22 protein-coding genes and 1 tRNA gene are annotated in these 19,281 nt (G+C 61.9%); 15 read left to right on the top strand and 8 right to left on the bottom strand.

What is annotated here, in order from left to right; translation table 11 throughout:
- Positions 1-517: 517 nt before the first annotated feature.
- The 3 genes from BKN05_RS12610 to BKN05_RS02020 all read right to left on the bottom strand — a co-directional run bounded on the left by BKN05_RS12610 (position 518) and on the right by BKN05_RS02020 (position 2,313).
- The gene (locus BKN05_RS12610; RefSeq protein ID WP_225746083.1) at positions 518-868 is read right to left on the bottom strand and encodes a helix-turn-helix domain-containing protein; all 351 of its coding nucleotides are present in this window, start codon (positions 866-868) and stop codon (positions 518-520) included.
- A gap of 402 nt (positions 869-1,270) precedes the next feature.
- Positions 1,271-1,344, bottom strand: a tRNA-Pro gene (locus BKN05_RS02025).
- Between the two features lie 78 nt (positions 1,345-1,422).
- Positions 1,423-2,313: a metallophosphoesterase gene (locus tag BKN05_RS02020; protein WP_286687823.1), complete on the bottom strand. Its 891-nt coding sequence runs from the start codon at positions 2,311-2,313 to the stop codon at positions 1,423-1,425.
- A gap of 33 nt (positions 2,314-2,346) precedes the next feature.
- Between BKN05_RS02020 and BKN05_RS02015 the strand changes: the two genes are divergently transcribed.
- Positions 2,347-2,811 (top strand): GatB/YqeY domain-containing protein, encoded by a 465-nt coding sequence (locus BKN05_RS02015; protein ID WP_286687822.1) that lies wholly within the window; start codon positions 2,347-2,349, stop codon positions 2,809-2,811.
- A 27-nt stretch (positions 2,812-2,838) separates the two neighbouring features.
- Here BKN05_RS02015 and BKN05_RS02010 read toward each other — a convergent pair whose 3' ends face one another.
- On the bottom strand, positions 2,839-5,352 hold the full coding sequence (locus BKN05_RS02010) for a transglycosylase domain-containing protein (RefSeq protein WP_286687821.1): 2,514 nt from the start codon (positions 5,350-5,352) through the stop codon (positions 2,839-2,841).
- 144 nt (positions 5,353-5,496) lie between these two features.
- On the opposite strand from BKN05_RS02010, the gene BKN05_RS02005 reads away from it, so the two are divergent.
- The 4 genes from BKN05_RS02005 to BKN05_RS01990 are packed head-to-tail and all read left to right on the top strand — an operon-like array spanning position 5,497 to position 7,317.
- Complete coding sequence (locus BKN05_RS02005; protein WP_005323132.1) at positions 5,497-5,820, top strand: WhiB family transcriptional regulator; 324 nt, start codon at positions 5,497-5,499, stop codon at positions 5,818-5,820.
- Between the two features lie 45 nt (positions 5,821-5,865).
- Positions 5,866-6,024: a Sp36 family protein gene (gene sp36, locus BKN05_RS02000; RefSeq protein WP_005323131.1), complete on the top strand. Its 159-nt coding sequence runs from the start codon at positions 5,866-5,868 to the stop codon at positions 6,022-6,024.
- A complete protein-coding gene (locus BKN05_RS01995; RefSeq protein WP_286687820.1) occupies positions 6,025-6,483 on the top strand; it encodes a RidA family protein in 459 nt (152 codons plus the stop codon). It begins immediately after the preceding gene.
- Between the two features lie 18 nt (positions 6,484-6,501).
- Positions 6,502-7,317 carry an MBL fold metallo-hydrolase gene (locus tag BKN05_RS01990; RefSeq protein WP_286687819.1) on the top strand — a complete coding sequence of 272 codons (816 nt, stop codon included), beginning with the start codon at positions 6,502-6,504 and terminating at the stop codon, positions 7,315-7,317.
- A 221-nt stretch (positions 7,318-7,538) separates the two neighbouring features.
- On the opposite strand, the gene glxR is transcribed toward BKN05_RS01990, so the two are convergent.
- Positions 7,539-8,222: a CRP-like cAMP-activated global transcriptional regulator GlxR gene (gene glxR / locus BKN05_RS01985; RefSeq protein WP_005323128.1), complete on the bottom strand. Its 684-nt coding sequence runs from the start codon at positions 8,220-8,222 to the stop codon at positions 7,539-7,541.
- A gap of 340 nt (positions 8,223-8,562) precedes the next feature.
- Here glxR and nth point away from each other — a divergent pair, with 340 nt between their 5' ends.
- From nth to BKN05_RS01965, 4 genes are read left to right on the top strand one after another with little or no spacing between them, the layout of a single operon-like run.
- The gene (gene nth / locus BKN05_RS01980; RefSeq protein WP_198492398.1) at positions 8,563-9,219 is read left to right on the top strand and encodes an endonuclease III; all 657 of its coding nucleotides are present in this window, start codon (positions 8,563-8,565) and stop codon (positions 9,217-9,219) included.
- Between the two features lie 9 nt (positions 9,220-9,228).
- On the top strand, positions 9,229-9,792 hold the full coding sequence (locus BKN05_RS01975; RefSeq protein ID WP_198492399.1) for a TlpA family protein disulfide reductase: 564 nt from the start codon (positions 9,229-9,231) through the stop codon (positions 9,790-9,792).
- Positions 9,789-10,490 carry an NUDIX hydrolase gene (locus BKN05_RS01970; protein WP_286687818.1) on the top strand — a complete coding sequence of 234 codons (702 nt, stop codon included), beginning with the start codon at positions 9,789-9,791 and terminating at the stop codon, positions 10,488-10,490. The genes BKN05_RS01975 and BKN05_RS01970 overlap by 4 nt, the downstream gene beginning before the upstream one ends.
- 57 nt (positions 10,491-10,547) lie before the next feature.
- On the top strand, positions 10,548-11,744 hold the full coding sequence (locus BKN05_RS01965) for a MarP family serine protease (RefSeq protein ID WP_198492401.1): 1,197 nt from the start codon (positions 10,548-10,550) through the stop codon (positions 11,742-11,744).
- On the opposite strand, the gene BKN05_RS01960 is transcribed toward BKN05_RS01965, so the two are convergent.
- Together BKN05_RS01960 and BKN05_RS01955 are read right to left on the bottom strand one after the other, a co-directional pair.
- Positions 11,741-12,655 (bottom strand): alpha/beta fold hydrolase, encoded by a 915-nt coding sequence (locus BKN05_RS01960; RefSeq protein ID WP_286687817.1) that lies wholly within the window; start codon positions 12,653-12,655, stop codon positions 11,741-11,743. The genes BKN05_RS01965 and BKN05_RS01960 overlap by 4 nt on opposite strands.
- A 120-nt stretch (positions 12,656-12,775) precedes the next feature.
- A complete protein-coding gene (locus BKN05_RS01955; RefSeq protein WP_049377304.1) occupies positions 12,776-13,279 on the bottom strand; it encodes a phage holin family protein in 504 nt (167 codons plus the stop codon).
- 108 nt (positions 13,280-13,387) lie between these two features.
- On the opposite strand from BKN05_RS01955, the gene BKN05_RS01950 reads away from it, so the two are divergent.
- Complete coding sequence (locus BKN05_RS01950) at positions 13,388-14,104, top strand: oxidoreductase (protein ID WP_198492403.1); 717 nt, start codon at positions 13,388-13,390, stop codon at positions 14,102-14,104.
- On the opposite strand, the gene BKN05_RS01945 is transcribed toward BKN05_RS01950, so the two are convergent.
- A complete protein-coding gene (locus BKN05_RS01945; protein WP_286687816.1) occupies positions 14,101-14,982 on the bottom strand; it encodes an HAD family hydrolase in 882 nt (293 codons plus the stop codon). The genes BKN05_RS01950 and BKN05_RS01945 overlap by 4 nt on opposite strands.
- A 459-nt stretch (positions 14,983-15,441) precedes the next feature.
- On the opposite strand from BKN05_RS01945, the gene ssd reads away from it, so the two are divergent.
- Genes ssd through BKN05_RS01920 form a run of 5 tightly spaced genes read left to right on the top strand, consistent with a single transcriptional unit; the run spans position 15,442 to position 19,271 of the window.
- Entirely contained in the window at positions 15,442-16,509 is a 1,068-nt protein-coding gene (ssd, locus tag BKN05_RS01940; RefSeq protein WP_286687815.1) for a septum site-determining protein Ssd, read from the top strand.
- Positions 16,506-17,684: a TadA family conjugal transfer-associated ATPase gene (locus BKN05_RS01935; RefSeq protein ID WP_225746071.1), complete on the top strand. Its 1,179-nt coding sequence runs from the start codon at positions 16,506-16,508 to the stop codon at positions 17,682-17,684. The genes ssd and BKN05_RS01935 overlap by 4 nt, the downstream gene beginning before the upstream one ends.
- Complete coding sequence (locus BKN05_RS01930) at positions 17,677-18,465, top strand: type II secretion protein F (RefSeq protein WP_286687814.1); 789 nt, start codon at positions 17,677-17,679, stop codon at positions 18,463-18,465. The genes BKN05_RS01935 and BKN05_RS01930 overlap by 8 nt, the downstream gene beginning before the upstream one ends.
- A complete protein-coding gene (locus BKN05_RS01925) occupies positions 18,462-19,058 on the top strand; it encodes a type II secretion system F family protein (protein WP_286687813.1) in 597 nt (198 codons plus the stop codon). The genes BKN05_RS01930 and BKN05_RS01925 overlap by 4 nt, the downstream gene beginning before the upstream one ends.
- 24 nt (positions 19,059-19,082) lie before the next feature.
- Entirely contained in the window at positions 19,083-19,271 is a 189-nt protein-coding gene (locus BKN05_RS01920; RefSeq protein WP_198492408.1) for a DUF4244 domain-containing protein, read from the top strand.
- The last annotated feature ends 10 nt before the right edge of the window (positions 19,272-19,281 follow it).

The following is a 19,281-nucleotide window of genomic DNA, read 5'->3' as shown; positions in this document are numbered from 1 at the left end:
GGCTGCGTTTTCCCTCCGGATAAGTGAAATAATCCTAATATCAGCAGGCCAGACGGGCTAAACATATAACTTCACCAACACATCCTGTCGTTTAGGCCAATTTAAACCGGTGTGGACTTTGGGGAGGGCCGTAGGCCGCGCTGATAGCCGGGATTTAACCTGGGGACACTCGCTTGTCCGCGTAGCGTAGGGCATGGCAGATCGTCGACGTGTGAAGTGCCACTAAGGAGGCCCTAGTCGGGCTTGCGGCCATGGGGTCCCACCCTCACCTCTGCGGCGGCGGGACTTTTGATCCGCGGCCGAGTGAATCCCATTATTTCTACGGCGTTGGTACCCGTCGTTGGTGCCTTGATACGGGGATTTGGTCTAGGTGAAATAGCTGACTTTTCAGCGAGGGCTTAAAATCCTTCATCAGCGTGTTGGTGATGACCGTTGTGGGACAAGGCAGTTTTGGGCCCTGCTTTTTGTAAAGATAGGTGTCGCTGTTTCAAGCGCGGCCCACCGGATTCTGTTCTATCTAACTTTCCTGGGGTGGGAAATTTCTGGGGTCGAGGTTGTACCTGACTTGACCTTCAATTGGTACCGCGTATTCGTCGTCCTTAGCGTACCTCTCTCGCCAACGAATGTTATGGATTGCTTGTGAGAGTACTGTGTCGGGATGTACACCTATAGCTTCGCAGATAAGTACATATTCGTGGAGGTTGGGGCTTGACTCTCCACGCAGGTAACGGCTGGTTTGGCTGGGGGATATTTCTGCTAGGCGGGATACTTGTCGTTGTGACATGCGTCGGCGTGCAAGGTGTTCTCGCAATAGGGAGGCTACCTCGCGGGAAACTTTGTCGGGTGTCTTTCTGGGTCCACTACTCATATCGCAATCCTAGCCTTGCAGCGATTTGATGTGCCAGTTATGAAGTATTGTACCCATTTAGGAGTGCTGGACCTTATCATGGAAAATGACGTAACTGGTGAGAATTGGCAGCCGCAGGCTGCATGATTGTGGGAGTGGTGGTCGGAATAGATTTGGTGGTAGATGAGCTGATCTAGCTTGCGTTGTGCAGCGGGAGTACTACAGGTGTCGCCATTAAGGGGGTGGACTTATCGTAAACGCAATTTTGTTAAGGGGGGTAGGCGGAGTGTGTGCCCACACTGTGCCCACATCTTTGCGCATTAGTGCCACTATCTGCGCGTGTGACCAGGCAGTTCCCTATATGGAAAAACCCCTGCTCGCCAGCTAAAGTTGCTGGTCATAGCAGGGGCTTGCCCGTATCTGTCGGGATAACAGGATTTGAACCTGCGACCTCTTCGTCCCGAACGAAGCGCGCTACCAACCTGCGCCATATCCCGGCGTTCCGCCTTGAAAAGCGGTACTTGGATACTTTAACGCAAGCTGAGCATAATCAACAAAACGGCAGGTGGCTGGGTTTAGTCCACCTCGGTGATTTTCAGCAGCGTGGCGGAAGGGCGGCAGAAGATACGCACTGGGGCGAATTTGGAGGTGCCCAGGCCATTGGAGACATGCATCTTCATCGGTCCGAAGTCGTGGAGGCCCTGCACGCGCTCGCGGTCGATGCCGCAATTGGTCACCAGCGCACGGGAGCCGGGCAGGCAGATCTGGCCGCCGTGGGTGTGGCCGGATAGGGAAAGCTGGTAGCCATCGGCTGCGAACTTTTCCAGCACGCGGGGCTCGGGGGCGTGGAGGAGTGCCAGGGACAAGTCGGCGTTCTCGTTGGGCGGGCCGGCGATTTCGGAATAGTCATCTAGATCGTGGTGTGGATCGTCCACGCCGGCGGCGGCAAGGCGGACATTGCCCACCTTGAATTCATGCCGTGCCTGGTTGGCATCGCGCCAACCGTGCTCCATAAAAGCGGCGCGCATACCTCGCCACGGCAAATCCACGTAGGAAGGTTCGCGCTTTTTGCCCAGCAGGTACTTGAAGGGATTGACCGGATGCGGTGCCCAGTAGTCATTGGTGCCGAAGACGAAGAGGCCGGGGCGGGCCAGCAACGGGCCGAGAGCGCGCAACGTATCGGGAACGGCCTGTTGATCGGAGAGATTATCGCCGGTGTTGACCACGAGGTCCGGCTCCAGGGCATCGAGGGCAGAAACCCAGGCAATCTTGGTCTCCTGGCCGGGGATCATATGCAGATCGGACAGGTGCAGCAACCGAAATTCCGGCTTGCCGCGCAGCGTGCCCTTGGGCAGGAGGGGGAGCGTATATTCCTTGAGCTCGAATTTGGTCAGTTCGCTATAGCCCCATGCCGCGGCGCCCAGGCCGGCAGCGGTGAGGCCGCCAAGAATACGTAAAAGGTTCACGGCTACCACACTACCTGGCGTACATTGATAGGCATGAGCGAGCTAAAACAAACCATCCGTGCAGATCTGAAAACCGCAATGAAGGCGAAAGAGAAGCAGCGCACCAGCGCCATCCGCGCCTTGCTGGCCGCCATCCAGGCCGAGGAGACCAATGGCTCCCGGCATGAGCTGGAGGACGCCGATATCCTCAAGGTGATTGCGCGCGAGATTAAAAAGCGCCGCGAGTCCGCCGAGGTCTATGAGGACAACGGCCGTCCGGAGCTGGCGGAAGCCGAGCTTGCCGAGGTCCCCTTCTTCGAGGCCTACCAACCCCGCCAGCTGGACGAATCCGAGCTTAAGGCCCTAGTGAAGGAATCAATCGCAGAGGTTGAGGCCGAAAACGGCGAAGCACCCACCATGAAGCAGATGGGTGCAGTAATGAAGGCGGCCAATGCCAAGGCCGCCGGCCAGGCGGATGGCAAGCGCCTGTCCGCCGAGGTTAAGTCCCAGCTGAGCTAAAGCGGGCCAGACCGCAACGGGCGAGGCTTAGCGGCCGAGCAGACTGCGGACGTCGTTGGCAAAGTTATCGATGTCCTCTTGGCGGATGCCAAAGTCTTCCGGCGAGAACCCGCCGCCGGTACCGGTACCGCCACCGCCGTTGCCCGTTCCGCCGCCTGTGCCGCCAGTCGAGCGGCCAGGGCTCGTAGCACCGTCGGCATTATCGCCGCCGGTGCTATTTTGCGCGCCGGTGGAGTCAGCGTCGGCCACGCCGGAGGAGGGGGATTGGGAGGCCCCGGCGCCGTCGGAAAGCTGCAGCGTAATCTCCGCACCCTTCTTCTTGCCGTCCTTGCCGGTAATCGCGCGAACCACGCGGCCATAAGGAACATTGCCGCCGATGACCCGGGAGGTCTTGACCACGTAGCCCTTGGACTCCAAGGTCTGGCGGGCCTCGGCCTCGGACTTGCCGCGCAGGCTATCAAGGGTCTTATCGGCCGTGGTGCCGTTGTCGTACTTCTTGTTGTAATTCGGCAGTCCGGCCTTGGTGGCTATCGGCAGCTGCGTAGCCATGCTGAAGAAGGTCTGCGCCGGCTCCAAGCCGCCGTAGAGGTTGCCCCAACCCGCGCACTGGCGCACCGGCCCGGTACACAGCGGGACGGTGGAGGTGCCATCGTTATAGATATACGGCGCGGCGGAAATGCCCTGGTTGAATCCTAAGAATGCGGAGGACTGGTTGGACTCGGTGGTACCGGTCTTGGCCGCGATCGGGCTGGAGTAACCTGCCGCCTGGGCGGCATTCTTGGCCGTGCCTTGCTTGGCGTCCTCGGACAAGGCATTGCTCATCGCGCGGGCTACGTCCTTATCAACGGCCTGCTCACACGGGGTTTCCTTGAGGTAGACCTCGTTGCCTTCCTTATCCGTGACCTGGGAGATGGGGTTAGGCTCGCACCACCTGCCATCTGCGGCCAGCGTGGCGCCGACATTGGAAAGCTCCAGCGGGTTGATCGGGTCCGGGCCCAAGGTGAAGGAGCCGGAGTTGGCGTCCTTGGTGTGCTGGGCAATCGAGGTGTCCTTATCAAAGCTGCCCTTGTCGTCGTAGGAGCGCAGGCCCAAACGCACGGCCATATCGACGATGGGTGCCACGCCTACCTGCTCCGTGAGCTTGATAAACGGCGTATTGGGGGAGTGTGCCAGCGCTTCCTGCAGCGTCATCGTGGCCTTATAGGCACCAGCGTTTTCCACGCAGTAGCGGTCCGCCGGGCAGCCGGCGGCGCCACCATGGCCTAGGCCCTCCGCCTCGTAGCGGGTCGGCACATCCACGGTGTTTTTGATGCCATAGCCCGCTTCGAGCGCAGCCGCGGCGGTAAAGACCTTAAAGACGGAACCAGCACCGTTGCCCACCAAGGAGTAGGGCTGTGGCAGGATGGTCTCATTTTTATCTAGGTCCAGGCCGTAATCGCGCGAGGAGACCATGGCCAGCACCTTGCGGTCCGACCTGCCAGGCTTGATGACGTTCATGACTTCAGCCACGCCCTGGGCATCCGGATTGGTGTGGCTTTGTACGGACTCGAGGGCCTTGTCCTGCACCGTTGGGTCCAGCGTGGTTTTGATGGTGTAGCCACCGCGCGCCAGCTGCTCCTCGCTAATGCCCTTCTTATCCAGGTATTTCAGCACATAATCACAGAAGAAACCGCGGTCACCGGCGCCGATGCAGCCATTGGCTAGCGTTTTGGGCTTCTTTCCGACGCCCAGCTTCTCCCCCTTATACTTATCCGCTTCCTGCTGCTTGATATGGCCGTTATCCGCCATGGATTGCAGGACCAGGTTGCGCCGGTCGGTTACTTCCTCAGCGTTGGTATAGGGATTGAGGCGCTCAGAGGATTGGACCATGCCAGCCAGCATCGCTGCCTGCGGCACCGTGAGTTCAGAAGCGTGCGTGCCGAAGTAAGTGCGGGCCGCCGCTTCGACGCCATAGGCATGGTTACCAAAAGACACCAGGTTGAGATAGTTGGTGAGGATGTCATCCTTATCCAATTCTGCATCCATCTTGGTGGCCATGCGCATCTCGCGCAGCTTGCGGGTCACGGATTGCTCGGTGGCCGCGGCGCGTTCTTCATCGGTGGTGGCAGAGACCAGCAATAGGTAGTTCTTCACGTACTGCTGATCGATGGTGGAGGCGCCCTGGGAAACGCCGCCCGAGGTTAGGTTGGTCCACAGTGCGCGGAAATTGCCCTGGAAGTCCACGCCCTCGTGATCATAAAAGCGCTCGTCCTCAATGGAGACGATGGCGTTTTTCATGGCTTGAGAAATCTTCTTGCTCTCCACCGGGTGGCGGCGTTGGCTGAAGATGTAGGCCATGTCCTTGCCCTTGGCGTCTTTGATCGTGGTGACGCCTGGGATATTACCGGCAGTCAGATCTTGCAGGTCAGATTGCATGGTTTCGTTAGTACGGGCAATCGCCACTCCGGAAATGCCCGCAAAGGGGGCAAGAGCCAGGGCGATGAGCGCGCCTACCAAGACCGTAGACAGGGCTATCTTGGCCAAAGATTTGATGACAGTCACGCCCCATACACTACGTGGTCGCCCTCGGTAGGTGGAAGATCACTCGCACCCCCTAAAGTGTGACGTGTTAGACAATCTTCTACCTAGATGAATAGACTCAGATGCGTTACATAGTATTCCGTCTGGGAAGGAGAACACTCACCCATGACCGTTCGTGTGAAGACTGCTGGAATGTCTAATACAGCCCGAAATCCCGAGCGTGGTGAGTGGGTCACCCAGGCCAAATGCCGCAAGGGTGACCCGGATGCCCTCTTTGTGCGCGGTGCAGAACAGCGCAAGGCGGCCGTCATTTGCCGCCACTGCCCGGTGCTGACCGAATGCCGCGCTGACGCCCTGGATAATCGCGTCGAGTTCGGTGTTTGGGGCGGGCTGACCGAGCGCCAGCGCCGTGCCCTGCTGCGCAAGAACCCCCACATCACGGATTGGGCTCACTACTTGGCCCAAGGCGGCGAGCTCGTCGGAATTTAAGAATTTAGACGGCGTGGGGCGTATTTAATAGTTAGAATGGATCCCATGACTAAATGGGAATACGCAACCGCACCTGTCCTCACCCACGCCACCAAACAGATCCTCGATTCTTGGGGCGAAGATGGCTGGGAACTGGTCACCGTCACTCCGGGTCCTAACCCGGAAAACGTCGTGGCCTACTTCAAGCGCGAGGTGGCAGAGTAAATGGGCTTTCATGCTCGCTTGCTAGAGCTGGGGTACGAGTTACCGGGCGTCGCTAAGCCGCTAGCGTCCTACGTGCCGGCCGTGCGCGTGGGTGATCAGGTCTGGACCTCTGGCCAGCTTCCCCTCGTGGAAGGTGCCTTGCCGCTGACCGGCAAGGTTGGCGCCGAACTCACCACGGAACAAGCCCAGGAACAGGCACGCATCGCGGCGCTGAATGCGCTCGCCGCTATCGATGCCGAAGTTGGCCTGGACAATGTCTCCCGCGTGGTAAAAATCGTGGGGTTTGTGGCCTCGGATCCGGCCTATGCAGACCAGCCGGTAGTTATCAATGGTGCCTCCGATTTCATCGGTGAGGTCTTCGGGGATGCTGGAAAGCATGCTCGCTCCGCTGTGGGCGTAGCTGCGTTGCCTAAAAACGCCCCGGTAGAGATCGAACTAATCGTAGAAATTGCTGCTTGATCGGATAGGCTAGTAACTATGGAGCACCCCGCATATAGTCAATTGCGTCCCGTCAGCCAATCCGTTGGCGTAGTCCTTTGTGATAACCCCAGCTACACCGCCCTAGAGGGTACGAATACGTGGATTATTCGCGCCACTGAAGACTCTCGGGCGATCGTCGTGGATCCGGGTCCTGAGGATGAAGGCCATCTCAACGTTGTGCACCGCAACGCAGGTGAGGTGGCTTTGATTGTGATTACCCACCGCCATGATGACCACGCTTCGGGCGCACAACGCTTGCGGCAGATGACCGGCGCCCCCATCCGCGCCTTCGATCCGAGCTACTGCAATGGTGCTGAGGCTCTCCAGGATGGTGAGCACATCTCCCTCGATGGCATCACCCCAAGTCTCGAGGTCGTGCACACCCCAGGCCATACCGCGGATTCCACCTGCTTCTTTGTGTGGAGCGGGGAGGTAGGAAATTCCCGCCTCGAGGGCATTATCTCTGGTGACACTATCGCCGGCCGCCACACCGTTCTCCTTTCGGAGACGGACGGTAACTTGGCCGATTACCTGCACACCCTCGACACCTTGGAAGAGCGCGGTAAGGATATTGCGCTGTTTCCAGGACACGGTCCGGACTTGGATGACACCTCTCAGGTGGCCCGCAAGTACATTGACCGCCGCCACTACCGTCTTGACCAGATTAAAGAGATCCGCTCCCGCCTAGGCGAGGATGTGGATTTGAATACCCTGGTCAACGAGATGTATGACGATGTGGACCCGGTGCTGCGCCACGCTGCGGAGCAGTCCACGCGCACCGCGCTGAAGTACTTGGACGGTGAGGCTAAATAAGCCTATCTTCATTCGCCCCTCTTCCTCATTTGGTGGGAAGAGGGGCTTAATTGTGCTGTGGGCCTGAGGCAGGAGGCGCGCAGGGTCGACGTACGGCCGCGGTATGGTCTCCAAGCGATGCAGTGTGGAGTCTACCGTGGTCACAAGTGCGGTGCGTAACTGGTTAAAGGAGGCAAACCCAACGAGACCCCGCCGAAGCGGGGTAGCGGGCTGGCGCGGTCTTAGCGAGCGCGGCGGGCGAGGTGCTCGGTATCGACGATGAGCACGGATTTGCCTTCGAGGCGGATCCAACCGCGGTGCGCGAAGGTGGCCAGCGCCTTGTTGACGGTCTCGCGGGAAGCGCCCACCAGCTGGGCAATCTCTTCCTGGGTGAGGTCATGGTTCACGCGCAGGGCACTGCCTTCCTGAACACCGAAGCGGTTAGCCAGCTGCAACAAGGTCTTTGCCACGCGGCCCGGAACGTCGGTAAAGATGAGGTCAGCCAGGTTGGCGTTGGTGCGGCGCAGGCGGCGAGCCAGCACGCGCAGCAGCTGCTGGGCGATTTCGGGGTGGTCACCAACCCACTTCTTGAGCAGCTCGGAGTTCATGGTGGCGGCCTGAACCTCGGTCACGCACACTGCGGAGGAGGTGCGCGGGCCCGGATCGAAGATGGACAGCTCGCCAAACATATCGGATGGGCCCATGACCGTCAGCAGGTTTTCGCGGCCATCCGGGGCGTGGCGGGCGAGCTTAATCTTGCCCGAGGTGATGATGTACAAGCGATCACCAGGCTCGCCTTCGTCGAAGATGGTGGTTCCGCGCGGGTAGCGCACGGTCTCCATCTGCTCGATTAGGTGCTGCACTGCAACGGGATCAACGCCTTGGAAGATTCCGGCGCGGGAGAGGATGTCCTGTACGCCTTCCACGTTTTACTCCTTGGATGTCGACTGCGAAAGTCCATAGATGAGCCTGTGCCACATCTGGGTGCGGTCTTTCATGCACTCGACAATGCGGAACAAGCGGGGTCACTGTATAACGCGTTTCATCTTACAGTGTAATTGGTCACTTTTGGTACTTCAGTGAATTTTTGTCACACTATAGAAACTCTACTCGTGCTAGTGCACGGTTCAGGCCAGCAGTTTTGCCGCCTAGTCAGCAAAAACGACTGCCTCGAGCTTTTCCATCAGGAGGGCGAAAAGGGCGATGGCAAGTGGTACCAGAATCACGAGTGAAATCATGTTTTCCTAGTCTACTAAGCTAAACCCCATGAATTCAGCACTGTCAGCGGCCAGCGCGCCGGAGCTGCGCGCACCGGAGGTAAATCGGCGTTTGGCGCAGGAGTATCCGGATGCACGGTGTGCCTTGGATTATGAATCCCCGCTGCAGCTGCTCATTGCCACCGTTCTTTCCGCGCAATGCACGGATGAGCGGGTGAATTCGGTGACCCCTGAACTCTTTGCCCGCTACCCAGAGGCGGCGGATTATGCGGCTGCGCAGCGCTCGGACTTGGAGAGAATCCTGAGGCCGTTGGGCTTTCAGCGCGCTAAGGCGGGGCACCTTTTGGGCATTGGGGAGAAGTTGGTGGCAGATTTTCAAGGCGAGGTCCCGCGTACGGTCAAGGAACTGACCAGTCTGCCCGGTGTTGGTCGCAAGACCGCGCTGGTGGTGCTCGGAAACGCCTTCGGGATCCCCGGACTGACCGTGGATACGCACTTCGGGCGCCTCATGCAGCGGCTCGGGCTGACGGGGGAGTCGACGCCGGTCAAGATTGAGCGGGACATCGCTAAGATCGTGCCGGAAGAAGAGTGGACGATGTTTTCACACCGTGTCATCTTCCACGGGCGCCAGGTATGTCATGCGCGCACGACGGAGTGCGATGCATGCGTTCTGTGGGATATGTGTCCAGCCGCTCGTGGGCGCTAGGCTAACGGTATGAAGAACTACGTCCTTGGCACGGTGATCGCCGCGATCCTCATTGCCGTCATTGCGGTAGCTGGGGTCTCGCAGTTGCGGGGTGGGGACGGATCCGAGGAGGCGTCGCCAAGCGAGGCTTCCCAGCAAGAAGTCCCGCAGCGCCCGGACTGCCCGGCCGGCACCGTGGCAGGAGTAAGGCTGGAGTGCCTAGGCGGTGCGGCCACCGGAAAGCCCGCCGATGAGGGCGTAGCCGTGGTTAACGTGTGGGCGTGGTGGTGCGAGCCGTGCCGCGCGGAACTTCCCTACCTGCAGGATGTGGCGGACGCGCATCCGGACTGGCAGGTCGTGGGTGTGCACGCGGATAAAAACGCAGGAAATGGCGCGGCCTTTTTGAATGACTTGGGCGTGGAGTTGCCGAGCTTCCAGGATTCGGATAATAAGTTTGCCGGTGAGTTGGGCCTGCCGGGCGTGGTGCCGGTGACGGTGGTGCTCAAGGACGGTGAGGTGCGCAAGCAATTTGCGCAGCCGTTTAGCTCCGCAGCGGAGATTGAGAAGGCCGTGGAGGAGGCGATTGCGGCATGAGTCAACTCCTTCCCGAGCACACACCAGAATGGCTCAAGCCGGCGCTAGGCGTAGACCCCAGCCAGGTGCAAGAGCTCATTGGCAACCGCCAGGCTTCGTCCCTTAACGGCACCAATGCGCAGGTGCCGGTCAAGCGGGAAGCGGCCGTGCTCATGCTGCTGAGCGGTGAGAGTGCGGAAGAGGCCAGCATTTTGCTCACGCATCGCTCGCCGTCCATGCGCTCGCACTCGGGCCAGATAGCCTTTCCCGGCGGCCGCCGGGATCCCGCCGATATCTCCCTGGTGGATACCGCGCTGCGGGAAGCCTGGGAGGAAACGGATCTGCAGCGCAACTCCGTGACCCCGCTGGAGCAGTGGGAGCAGCTGCATATCCGCGCCACCGGCAATCCGGTGAGCCCCATTTTGGCGCATTGGGCCCAGCCGGGGGAGGTCTATCCCGCCAGCCCCGATGAAACCGATGACGTGTTTTTCGTGCCTATCCGGGAGTTGGTCGATCCGCACAACCGCTTCATGGTGGGCTTTAGAAAGTGGCAAGGACCAGCATTTCACGCCAATGGCTACGTCATTTGGGGCTTTACCGCCGGCGTGCTCTCGGCACTATTGCAGCACGCCGGGTGGAGCATACCGTGGGATAACAATTCAGTCATGGACCTGCGTGACTCCCTCACAAACTCCCGCAATAATGAGAAGATGTCCTAACCGCTGGTACCGCGGTATGTATACGTCTTAAACCCCAGATAGAAAGAACCCATAGCCATGACCCCTGCGCTCATCGTTGACGGCCTGATTGTGGTCGCCGTCCTCATAGCGCTCCTGAGCGGGTGGCGCAATGGCGCCCTCGCGGCGGTATTGGCCTCCATTGGTGTGGGCGCTGGGGTAGTGCTAGGCATTGCCGTGGCCCCGGCCGCTTTGCGCCTGGTGGATCAGCCATCGTTGCGCTTGCTGCTATTGGTGGGAGTCCTGGTGCTTTTTGTGGGCATCGGGCAGCTCATCGGATCCTCGTTGGGCAGCAGCGTGCGCGATCGCATGAAGGCGCGCAAGACGCAGCGCCTCGATTCCGCCGTGGGCGCGATTTTCCAGGCCTTTGCCGCCTTGGTAGTTATGTGGCTCATTTCTATCCCCGTGGCCACCAACCTAGGCGGTGCAGCTGGTGAGGGCCTGCGCGATTCCCGCATCTTGGGCAACCTTAATTCGGCCGCGCCAGCGCGGGTAGCGGCGCTGCCCAATGGCGTGGCGGCGATGCTCAATGAGTCCGGCCTGCCGCCGCTAGTCTCGCCGTGGCAAAACTCGATGAGCACCGAGGAAGTAGAAGAGCCGGACCCAGACGTGCAGGATCCGGAGCTGGTACGCCGCATGCGGCCCTCCATCATTCACGTGCTTGGCGACGCCGAAGAGTGCTCCCGCCGCCTCATGGGTTCCGGCTTCGTGGCGGCCGATGACTACGTGATCACCAATGCCCACGTAGTAGCCGGCACACAGACCGTGCGCCTTGATACAAAGCTGGGGCTTAAGGACGCGACCGTGGTCTACTACAACCCGGATGTGGATGTGGCGGTGCTGCACTCGCGCGACCTAGGCATCGATCCGCTGCCGTGGGCCCAGACCCCGGCCCAAACGGGCGATGATGCCATGGTCATGGGCTTCCCGCACTCCGGGCCTTTCGACGCCGAGATGGCGCGCGTGCGCGATCGCATCACCATTTCCGGCCCGGATATCTATTCGCATGGGAATGTGGAGCGCGATTCCTACACCGTGCGCGGCAAGGTTCAACAAGGAAATTCCGGCGGGCCGCTAGTCAACACGGCCGGCGAGGTTCTCGGCGTGGTCTTCGGTGCCTCGGTGGATGATTCCGAGACGGGCTATGCCTTAACCGCTGATGAGGTCAATGCCCAGATCGGAGACATCACGCAGCTTACCCACCCGGTAGATACCGGTGAGTGCGTGGCGCACTAGCTATGTTCTTGTAGCCACGCCGCCAGCGTGGCAACGAAATCCGCTGGTGCTTCCAGGTACGGAAGGTTCTTCGCGCCGGGGACGGTCGTGGCGGTAAATCCGCGGCGGGCGCGCAGAGCGGCGCGGCGGACCACGGGGTTCCACAGTCGCTGCTGGGCGTGGATGAAGAGCACGGGTCGTTCTACTGCTAGTTCCACCCAGTTCAAGGGGACCACGGCGGTGCGCATGCGGTGGTTCCACAAGATTCCGCGGCGGACGCTGCTGATGCGGGAGGCGCGCAGGCGGAGATCGAGGATGCGGTCTAGGGTGGCGTCGGCAAGCGAAGGCCCCGTATCCAGCTCCAGCTCCTTGCGGTAGGCACGCGGGCTAAGCAGTAGGTTGTGGGCGCGGGTGACGCGGGGCAGGCGGCATAGCAGTGAGCGCAGGTTAATCCACCCGAAATCCCACGGCCGGGCGGCAATCGCGCGGCGCAGATCCACCGGGTGCGCGGCGGAAATGGAAACCAAGCCGCGCACCCGCTCGGGGCGCTCAGCAGCCAAGCACCAGGCCACCGCGCCGCCCGTATCGGCACCCACCACAAAGGCGTCGTCATGGCCCAAGGACTGAATGAGACCGCTAATATCGCCCACCAAGGTGCGGATATCCTGCCCCGCATCAATGGGCGGCTTATCGGACATGCCAAACCCCCGCATGTCCACGGCCGCGACATGGAATCCGCGCTGCGCAAGCGGCGCAATGACGTCCTGATAATCGAACCACCCGCCAAAAGCGCCGTGGATAAGCACCACGAGTGGCTGCGTGCTATCGCCCGCCGTGGCGACGTGCAAGCGGATGCCGCGGGTATGGACGAACTCATGCGCATAAGGTCCATCCAGCTCCACCGTTGAGGGAGGCAGGGGTGCGAAGGCCATGGTGCCGCCTTTCTATATTTGGGGCAGAAACGGTAGAGAAAAGGGGAGGAAGTACACAAAATCCGCCCCAGGCTAGCTAGGGCGGATAGAGGGGTGCACGTACGCGTGGCGCCTGCCGGTTTAGGTGTAGAGGCCGTGGGTGTTCTTACGGTCCAGGGACTTCTGCGCCTTGCCCGGAACCAGGTTCTTGAGCTCCTTGGTGGAGTCAATGGTCTTCTGCGGGGCCTTGACCTGCTTGACATTCTTCAGGCCAACGAAGGCCAGGATGCCAGCGAGGACGATCATGATCAGGAAGACGATCAGGAAAGCTGCCCAGCGGTCCAGCCAGACGGCGAGAAGCTCGGCCAGGAAGAAGAAAAAGAAGAAGGAGCTATACAGTGCGATGGTGCCTGCGCCGCCGAAGAGGCCTGCACCGACGCCGCCCTTCTTAGCGGACTCTGCCAGCTCGGTTTTGGCTAGCTCCACCTCGGAGCGCACGAGCTGGGACATCTGCTCGGTAGCGTTGGAGACCAGCTGGCCTACCGAGGTCTCAGACGAGGACGTATCCACGTCACTCAAAGGGATCGAGTTCACCTTCGGTGCAAATTGATCAGTACCGTCGGTAAAAAGTCCGTCGTTGCTCACGATTAATTCTCCTCGCGTTTATCTAAACCTTGTAATGTCCCCAATAATAATGGAATCACTATTATCCCATGGTGCCACGCATACTTAGGGACTTCCACGGCTATCCTAATGGATATGTCAGAAAATGACGCGTTATCCCCGCTGTTTCGCCTGCCGGGGGTGAAAGAAAGTGCAGAAAAGGCCGCCGCTGCCATCGCCCGCGCACACCGCCGACCTGCAGGATTGCGCAAGTTTGAGGTTATCTCTGCGGAGTCCCTCATGCGCGGCGCCCGAGCCAGCGTGGCGCTGGACGGCCACGCCATCCCCCCACATCCGGGACCGGAAGATATGAAAGAAGGGCCGCTGGCCAGCGCTGTCAGCGCCTATTCCGTGGCCGCCCCGGAACTCTTAGATGCCACGGTGCGCTCCTTTGCCCGAGCACCGCTGCAGGTACTGGCGCGCATCGACGTCGCGGCCGGCGGTACCGGCATTCCGGCCGGCGAGAGTGCGCGCTTGCAAAGGCTGGGCCGGCTCATCGCGCAGGGTGGCGGTCCCGCCTTCGATCTCCTGCTGCCGAGTGTTGTCCATGCCGAGATTGCCGCCGGCGAGTTCTTTGGCCCGCGCAGCGGCCTCGTCGCCCGCGTTGCCTCCCGCCTCGCCGCGGTGCATACGGGCTTTGACCCGCGCGGTTTCGCCGTGCCCGAGGTCTACTACACCCGCCACCGCGCCGACTATGCCGCCGCGGTGGGCAATTATCGCACCGCGCTTGTCGACGCCCTCTTAACCCACCTCGCCGCCTGGACCGCCGGTGGTAAAGAAGCCGACGCGATTGCCCGCGCGGCCTAAGAGGTACGCCGTGAGCCCCGCTTGGGCGGGCTAGGGCGGCCCGGATGCTGCGTTAGCCACAGTCCGGCGCCAATAACTGCTGCTGTACCTGCTAGAACGGAGGCGCCGATGCCAATTTCCTTGGCAGTCGGAGCAGGAAGGAGCGGCACCGGGTCCTTAAAGGAGTGGATATTCCACTCGTGGTCGAGGGCGTGGCGTTTTAGTTGCTTGTCTGGGTTGACGGCGACGGGGTGGCCTACCTTTTCCAGCATCGGGATATCCGTAGCGGAATCCGAGTAGGCGTAGCTGGCATTAAGGTCGAGGTTTTCTGCCGCTGCGGTCTGCTCTAGGGCCGCCGCTTTATTGGGGCCCTTGCAATAGAAGAGCACCTCCCCGGTAAAACGGCCGTTTTCCTCTGCCAATTCGGTGGCGATGACGTGCTCGACGCCGAGTTCCTCTGCGATGATGTCCACCAGCACGGCCGCGGAGGCAGAGACGATGACCACGTGGTGGCCAGCAGCGCGGTGGGCGCGGATGAGTTCGCGGGCCTCGGTATAAATGGAGGGCGTGACCACGTGGTGCATGGTCTCGCGGGCGATGGCGCGCACCTCGTCCACGGACCAGCCCGTGACCATTGCGGTGAGCTGGTCGCGGGTGGAATCCATGCCTTCGCTGGTCAGGCCGGAGAACATATAGCTGGCCTTAGCAAGTGATAGCTGCAGTGCTTCGGCCGGCGAGATGAGCCCGTTGTGGAGGAATTCGCGGCCAAACGCATAGGCCGAGGAGGTGGCGATGATGGTCTTATCCAGATCGAAAAACGCCGCGGTGCGTGCGGGGTCGCCGCCGGCGCGGGTGGTGGCGGTGCGGCGGGGATGACGGGGCTCGCGGGAAGTAGTCATGATGTGCTGCCGAGTGTAGCTGCCCTAAGCGCATGATGATGTAGAAGTGGCTGACGTTAACGGTGATTTGTATGCCACTGATGTGGGATTAGGAACCCGCGTGGGGGCGGTACTGAGTGAACATGCATTCGGTGCAGGTCAGCGTCATGACCGTGGAAATCTGCTGTTAGCTGTTGTGATTGGGTGGCGAACATGTCATAATAATCCGTGCAAGGCCCCGATATACCGTGCGGCCTGCCCCGGCTCACCCCCCGAGGCCGGGTTACTGACGGCCCGCGCGCACACCCCCCCGATGCGCGGGCCGTCACCTATATCTACCGCCGTGCGGAGCGGGTTATCCACAGATTTTTGGTTGAAACGACAACCAAACTAGGTCCACATGGTGACTTCCGGCGGGTTATCCACAGCACTGCCGCCAAAGCCTCGCTGCGGTTGCGCGAATGCTTCAGGCTATGAGGCATGAACGCACTACACCCTGATTCCGCCGTCATCGTCGTCGCCATTGGTGACGAAGCGCTGCGCGCCGAGGCCGTTCACGCCGCGGCTGCGACCAGCCACGATGTGTTGACCGTCACCGATCCCCGCGATATCCCACGCAGCCTGCCCGGCGCCTATGCGGTGCTGGTTGATTCCTTGATGGCCCGCGTGGTGGCAGCAGCGCGGCGCACCCACACCGCGCCTGCGCCGGTGCTTTTCTTGGCCGCGGACCCCGGACCGATTGATTACGAGGCGGCGCTCGCCTGCCACGCAGAGAGCGCCTTTATCATCCCCGCCCAGGTTAAGGAGCTGCTGGCGAGCATTGCCGCGGCGGGCGCGCCGCAGGAAGCGCGGCGGGGCAGTGCGACCATCGCTGTGGTTGGCGCGAGCGGTGGGGTAGGCGCTTCTACCTTTGCGGCCGCGTTGGCCCGCACCCAGAGCGCAGTCGACGGTCGCGCCCTGCTTGTTGACGCCCACCCATGCTCCGGCGGCCTCGACCTCCTGCTCGGCGTAGAAGCGGAACCGGGGGCGCGCTGGCCGGAGCTTACCGTGGGCGATGGCAGCATCGATGCCGCTGATCTCTACCGCGCGCTGCCATCCACGCCTGATGGGGTAGCGGTGCTCTCCGCCGCGCGCAGCACCGTCGCGGATCCCTTCCGCCTAGAAAAGGATCTGCTCGCGCGGGTGGTAGGTGCGGCCCATGCGGGCGAGGGAGTATGCGTGGTGGATTGCACCCCGGAGACCATCCCAGATGCCTGTACCCACGTGGTCATCGTGGTGGCCGCGGAGGTGCGCTCGGCCGCGTCGGCCGCGCAGCTTCTGGTGCGTCTCGATGCCGCGCGGCGCAGGTGCGTGGTGGTGCTGCGGCAACGCCAGTGGGCGTCGTTAAGCGCGGCGGAAGTAGAACGCATCGTCCACAGCACGGTGCTGGCAGAATTGCCAACGCTCCGGGGCCTCACCCGCACGGTAGAAATCGGCGGCCTACCGCAGCGCCTCCCCGCACCCTTGCGTAAGGCCGCCCGCGTGGTCCTCGAGGAGGTCGGCGCATGAGCGAGCATAAAGCAGCACAAGAAACGCTGGAAAAGATGCAGCGCATCATTGCCGCTGAGCCTAACTTGGTCCAGGATGCTGCAGCCCTGGCCCGGCGCATTCGCGCAGAAGCCGGCGTGATTAGTGACGTTGCAGTGCTTGACTTGCTGCGCCGCCTGCGCCAAGACGCCACCGGGATGGGGCCTCTCGATGCGGTGCTGGGGCGCGAGGGCGTCACAGACGTCGTAGTCAACGGGCCAGACGCGGTATTCATGGACCGCGGCGAAGGCCTCGAGCGCACCGATATCACCTTCCGCGATGATGCCGAGGTCCGCCAGCTGGCCAGCCGACTTGCGGCAGCTTCAGGCACGCGCCTCGATGATGCGCAGCCCTTTGCCGATGGCCGCGTCACTCGCCCCGATGGTGTCGTGTTGCGCGTCCACGCACTGCTGAGCCCACCCGCAGTGGCCGGGACTTGCCTGAGCCTGCGCGTATTGCGCCAAGCGCAGACAACCCTGCCCCAGCTTGTAGACAATGGCACGCTGCCAGAAGACATCGCGGCACTGTTGCGCGCCGTGGTAGACAAGCGGATTTCCTTCCTAGTCATAGGCGGCACTGGTTCCGGCAAAACCACCCTGCTCTCCGCGCTTTTGGGAACCGTCTCCGAGCGTGAACGCATCCTCGTTATCGAGGACACCGCTGAGCTCTCCCCACACCACCCGCACTGCGTCAGTGTGGTCTCGCGCCGGGCCAACGCGGAGGGAAGCGGCGAGGTCACGATGTCACAACTGCTGCGCCAAGCGCTGCGCATGCGGCCGGACCGCATCGTGGTGGGCGAAATCCGCGGCCGCGAGGTGGTGGATCTCCTCGCCGCGCTCAACACCGGCCACGACGGCGGCGCCGGCACGCTGCACGCCAATTCTCTCTTTGAAGTACCAGCCCGCATGGAGGCTCTCGCCGCCCTCGGCGGCTTGGACCGCGCGGCGCTGCACTCGCAACTGGCGGCGGCTGTGCACATGGTGTTGACCATGGAGCGCACCCCACAGGGCCGCCGCCTCGCCCATATCGGCCTGCTCGAGGGAAACCCAGTGACTCCGCGCATCATCTGGAGCGCCGAAGATGGCCCGGCAGAAGGCTTCGCGGAATTCTCCGCGCAGCTGCTGGGAGAGCATGCCGGGGAGGTCAGCCATGCTTAGCTACCTCATCCTTGCTGCTGCGCTGCTTATACCCGCGCCCTCGAGTGCCGGTCGCTTGGCCTCCGCCCCGCGCCGGGCACAGACCAGCTCCGTGGTGATCCTAGGCGCAGTCTTTTGCGGCAGCCTGGTCTTCTACTCGGTGGGACGCATTAGCATCGCCATCGCTGCCGCCATTATCGCGTGGTGCGTGTCCTGGTACGTCAAAGACTTAGTGGCTGCGCGGGCAGAGCGGCGCGGCCGCGAGGGGCTGGCTGCTTACCTGGGCGTGGTCACCGCGGACCTGCGTGCGGGGGCGACCCTGGCTGGCGCGCTCGCCCGCGGCGTCGAGTCCCTTCCAGCCACCACCCCGCGCGAGGTATCCGCAGCACTAGAATCCACGGCCACCCTCGCCGCGCGCGGTGCGCCGCCGCACATGGCGCTGATAGATGCGCAAGGCGGCAAGGCCCTGCCAGAGCTTCACCGCTTAGGCCACCTATTAGAGCTTTCCACCTACCACGGCATTGCGGTGGCCAGCTTGCTCGACCAAGCGCAAAGCCGCCTCGACGCTTCCCGACGCCACCAGCAATCCACCTCCGCTAGTCTGCAAGGCCCCCAAGCAACCGCCACGGTGCTCGCGTGCCTGCCCATAGCCGGCATCGCCATGGGAGGGGCCATGGGCGCCAACTCGCTCGGCTTCCTTTTAGGCGGCGGATTAGGCGGCATTCTCCTCGTGGTGGGCGTGGCGCTGGCCTGCGGCGGGTTCGCCTGGTCGCGCGTCATTATCCGGAAGGCGGCCGCATGACCCCGCTCATCTTTATCGCCCTCGCCACCCTCGTTGGCCTGCCGCCGCACACCGCCCGCTTGGCACCTGCCAGCGCAACCAAGACCACCGCCAAGACCCCGCGCGATGGCCCGACCGCGCGCGGGGGACTGATGAGCAAGCTCAAGCCCGCCGCACCGCTGGATCCACTGGCAGTAGCTGGCGACGTCGAACTTTTCGCAGCGTGCCTGGCCGCAGGGCTCTCCGCGCACGGCGCCACCACCGCGGTGGCCCGCACCGCGGATGCCCAGACTAAGGAGCTGTGGGAGACCGTCGCCGCGCTACTCGGAGTGGGTGTTCCCGCGCAGTCCGCGTGGGGTCACATGAAGGGCCATGCGGGGCTGGAGGACTTAGCGCAGCTTGTCATCATGTCGGGCCAATCCGGCGCCACCATCGCGGCCGGATGCCACCGAATCTGTACTTCTTTGCGCGCGGAAGCATCCGCCCACGCCACAGCGCAGGCGGAGCGCGCAGGAGTATTTATCGCCCTCCCGCTGGCGGTGTGCTTCCTGCCAGCATTCATCGTTCTAGGCCTTGCGCCCGTAGTAATCAGCCTGGGCGCGCAACTTCTCTAAACCTCACGTGAAAGGACACTAATCATGCACGCACTTCAGAAATATTCCCAGCTCATCCGCAATGACGAGGGCATGAGCACCATTGAATATGCCATGGGTTCTCTGGCGGCCGCCGCGCTTGCCGGGGTGCTCTACATGGTCATCAACGGCGGCGGGGTGGTCGATGCCATCGAGGGCATCATTACCGACGCCCTCTCGAATACCCCGAGCTAGCGCCGCTCTC

The organism is Corynebacterium sp. S5S1 (assembly GCF_001913985.1).
Taxonomy (GTDB): Bacteria; Actinomycetota; Actinomycetes; order Mycobacteriales; family Mycobacteriaceae; genus Corynebacterium; species Corynebacterium marquesiae.
This window is presented reverse-complemented; position numbering and strand designations above follow the sequence as displayed.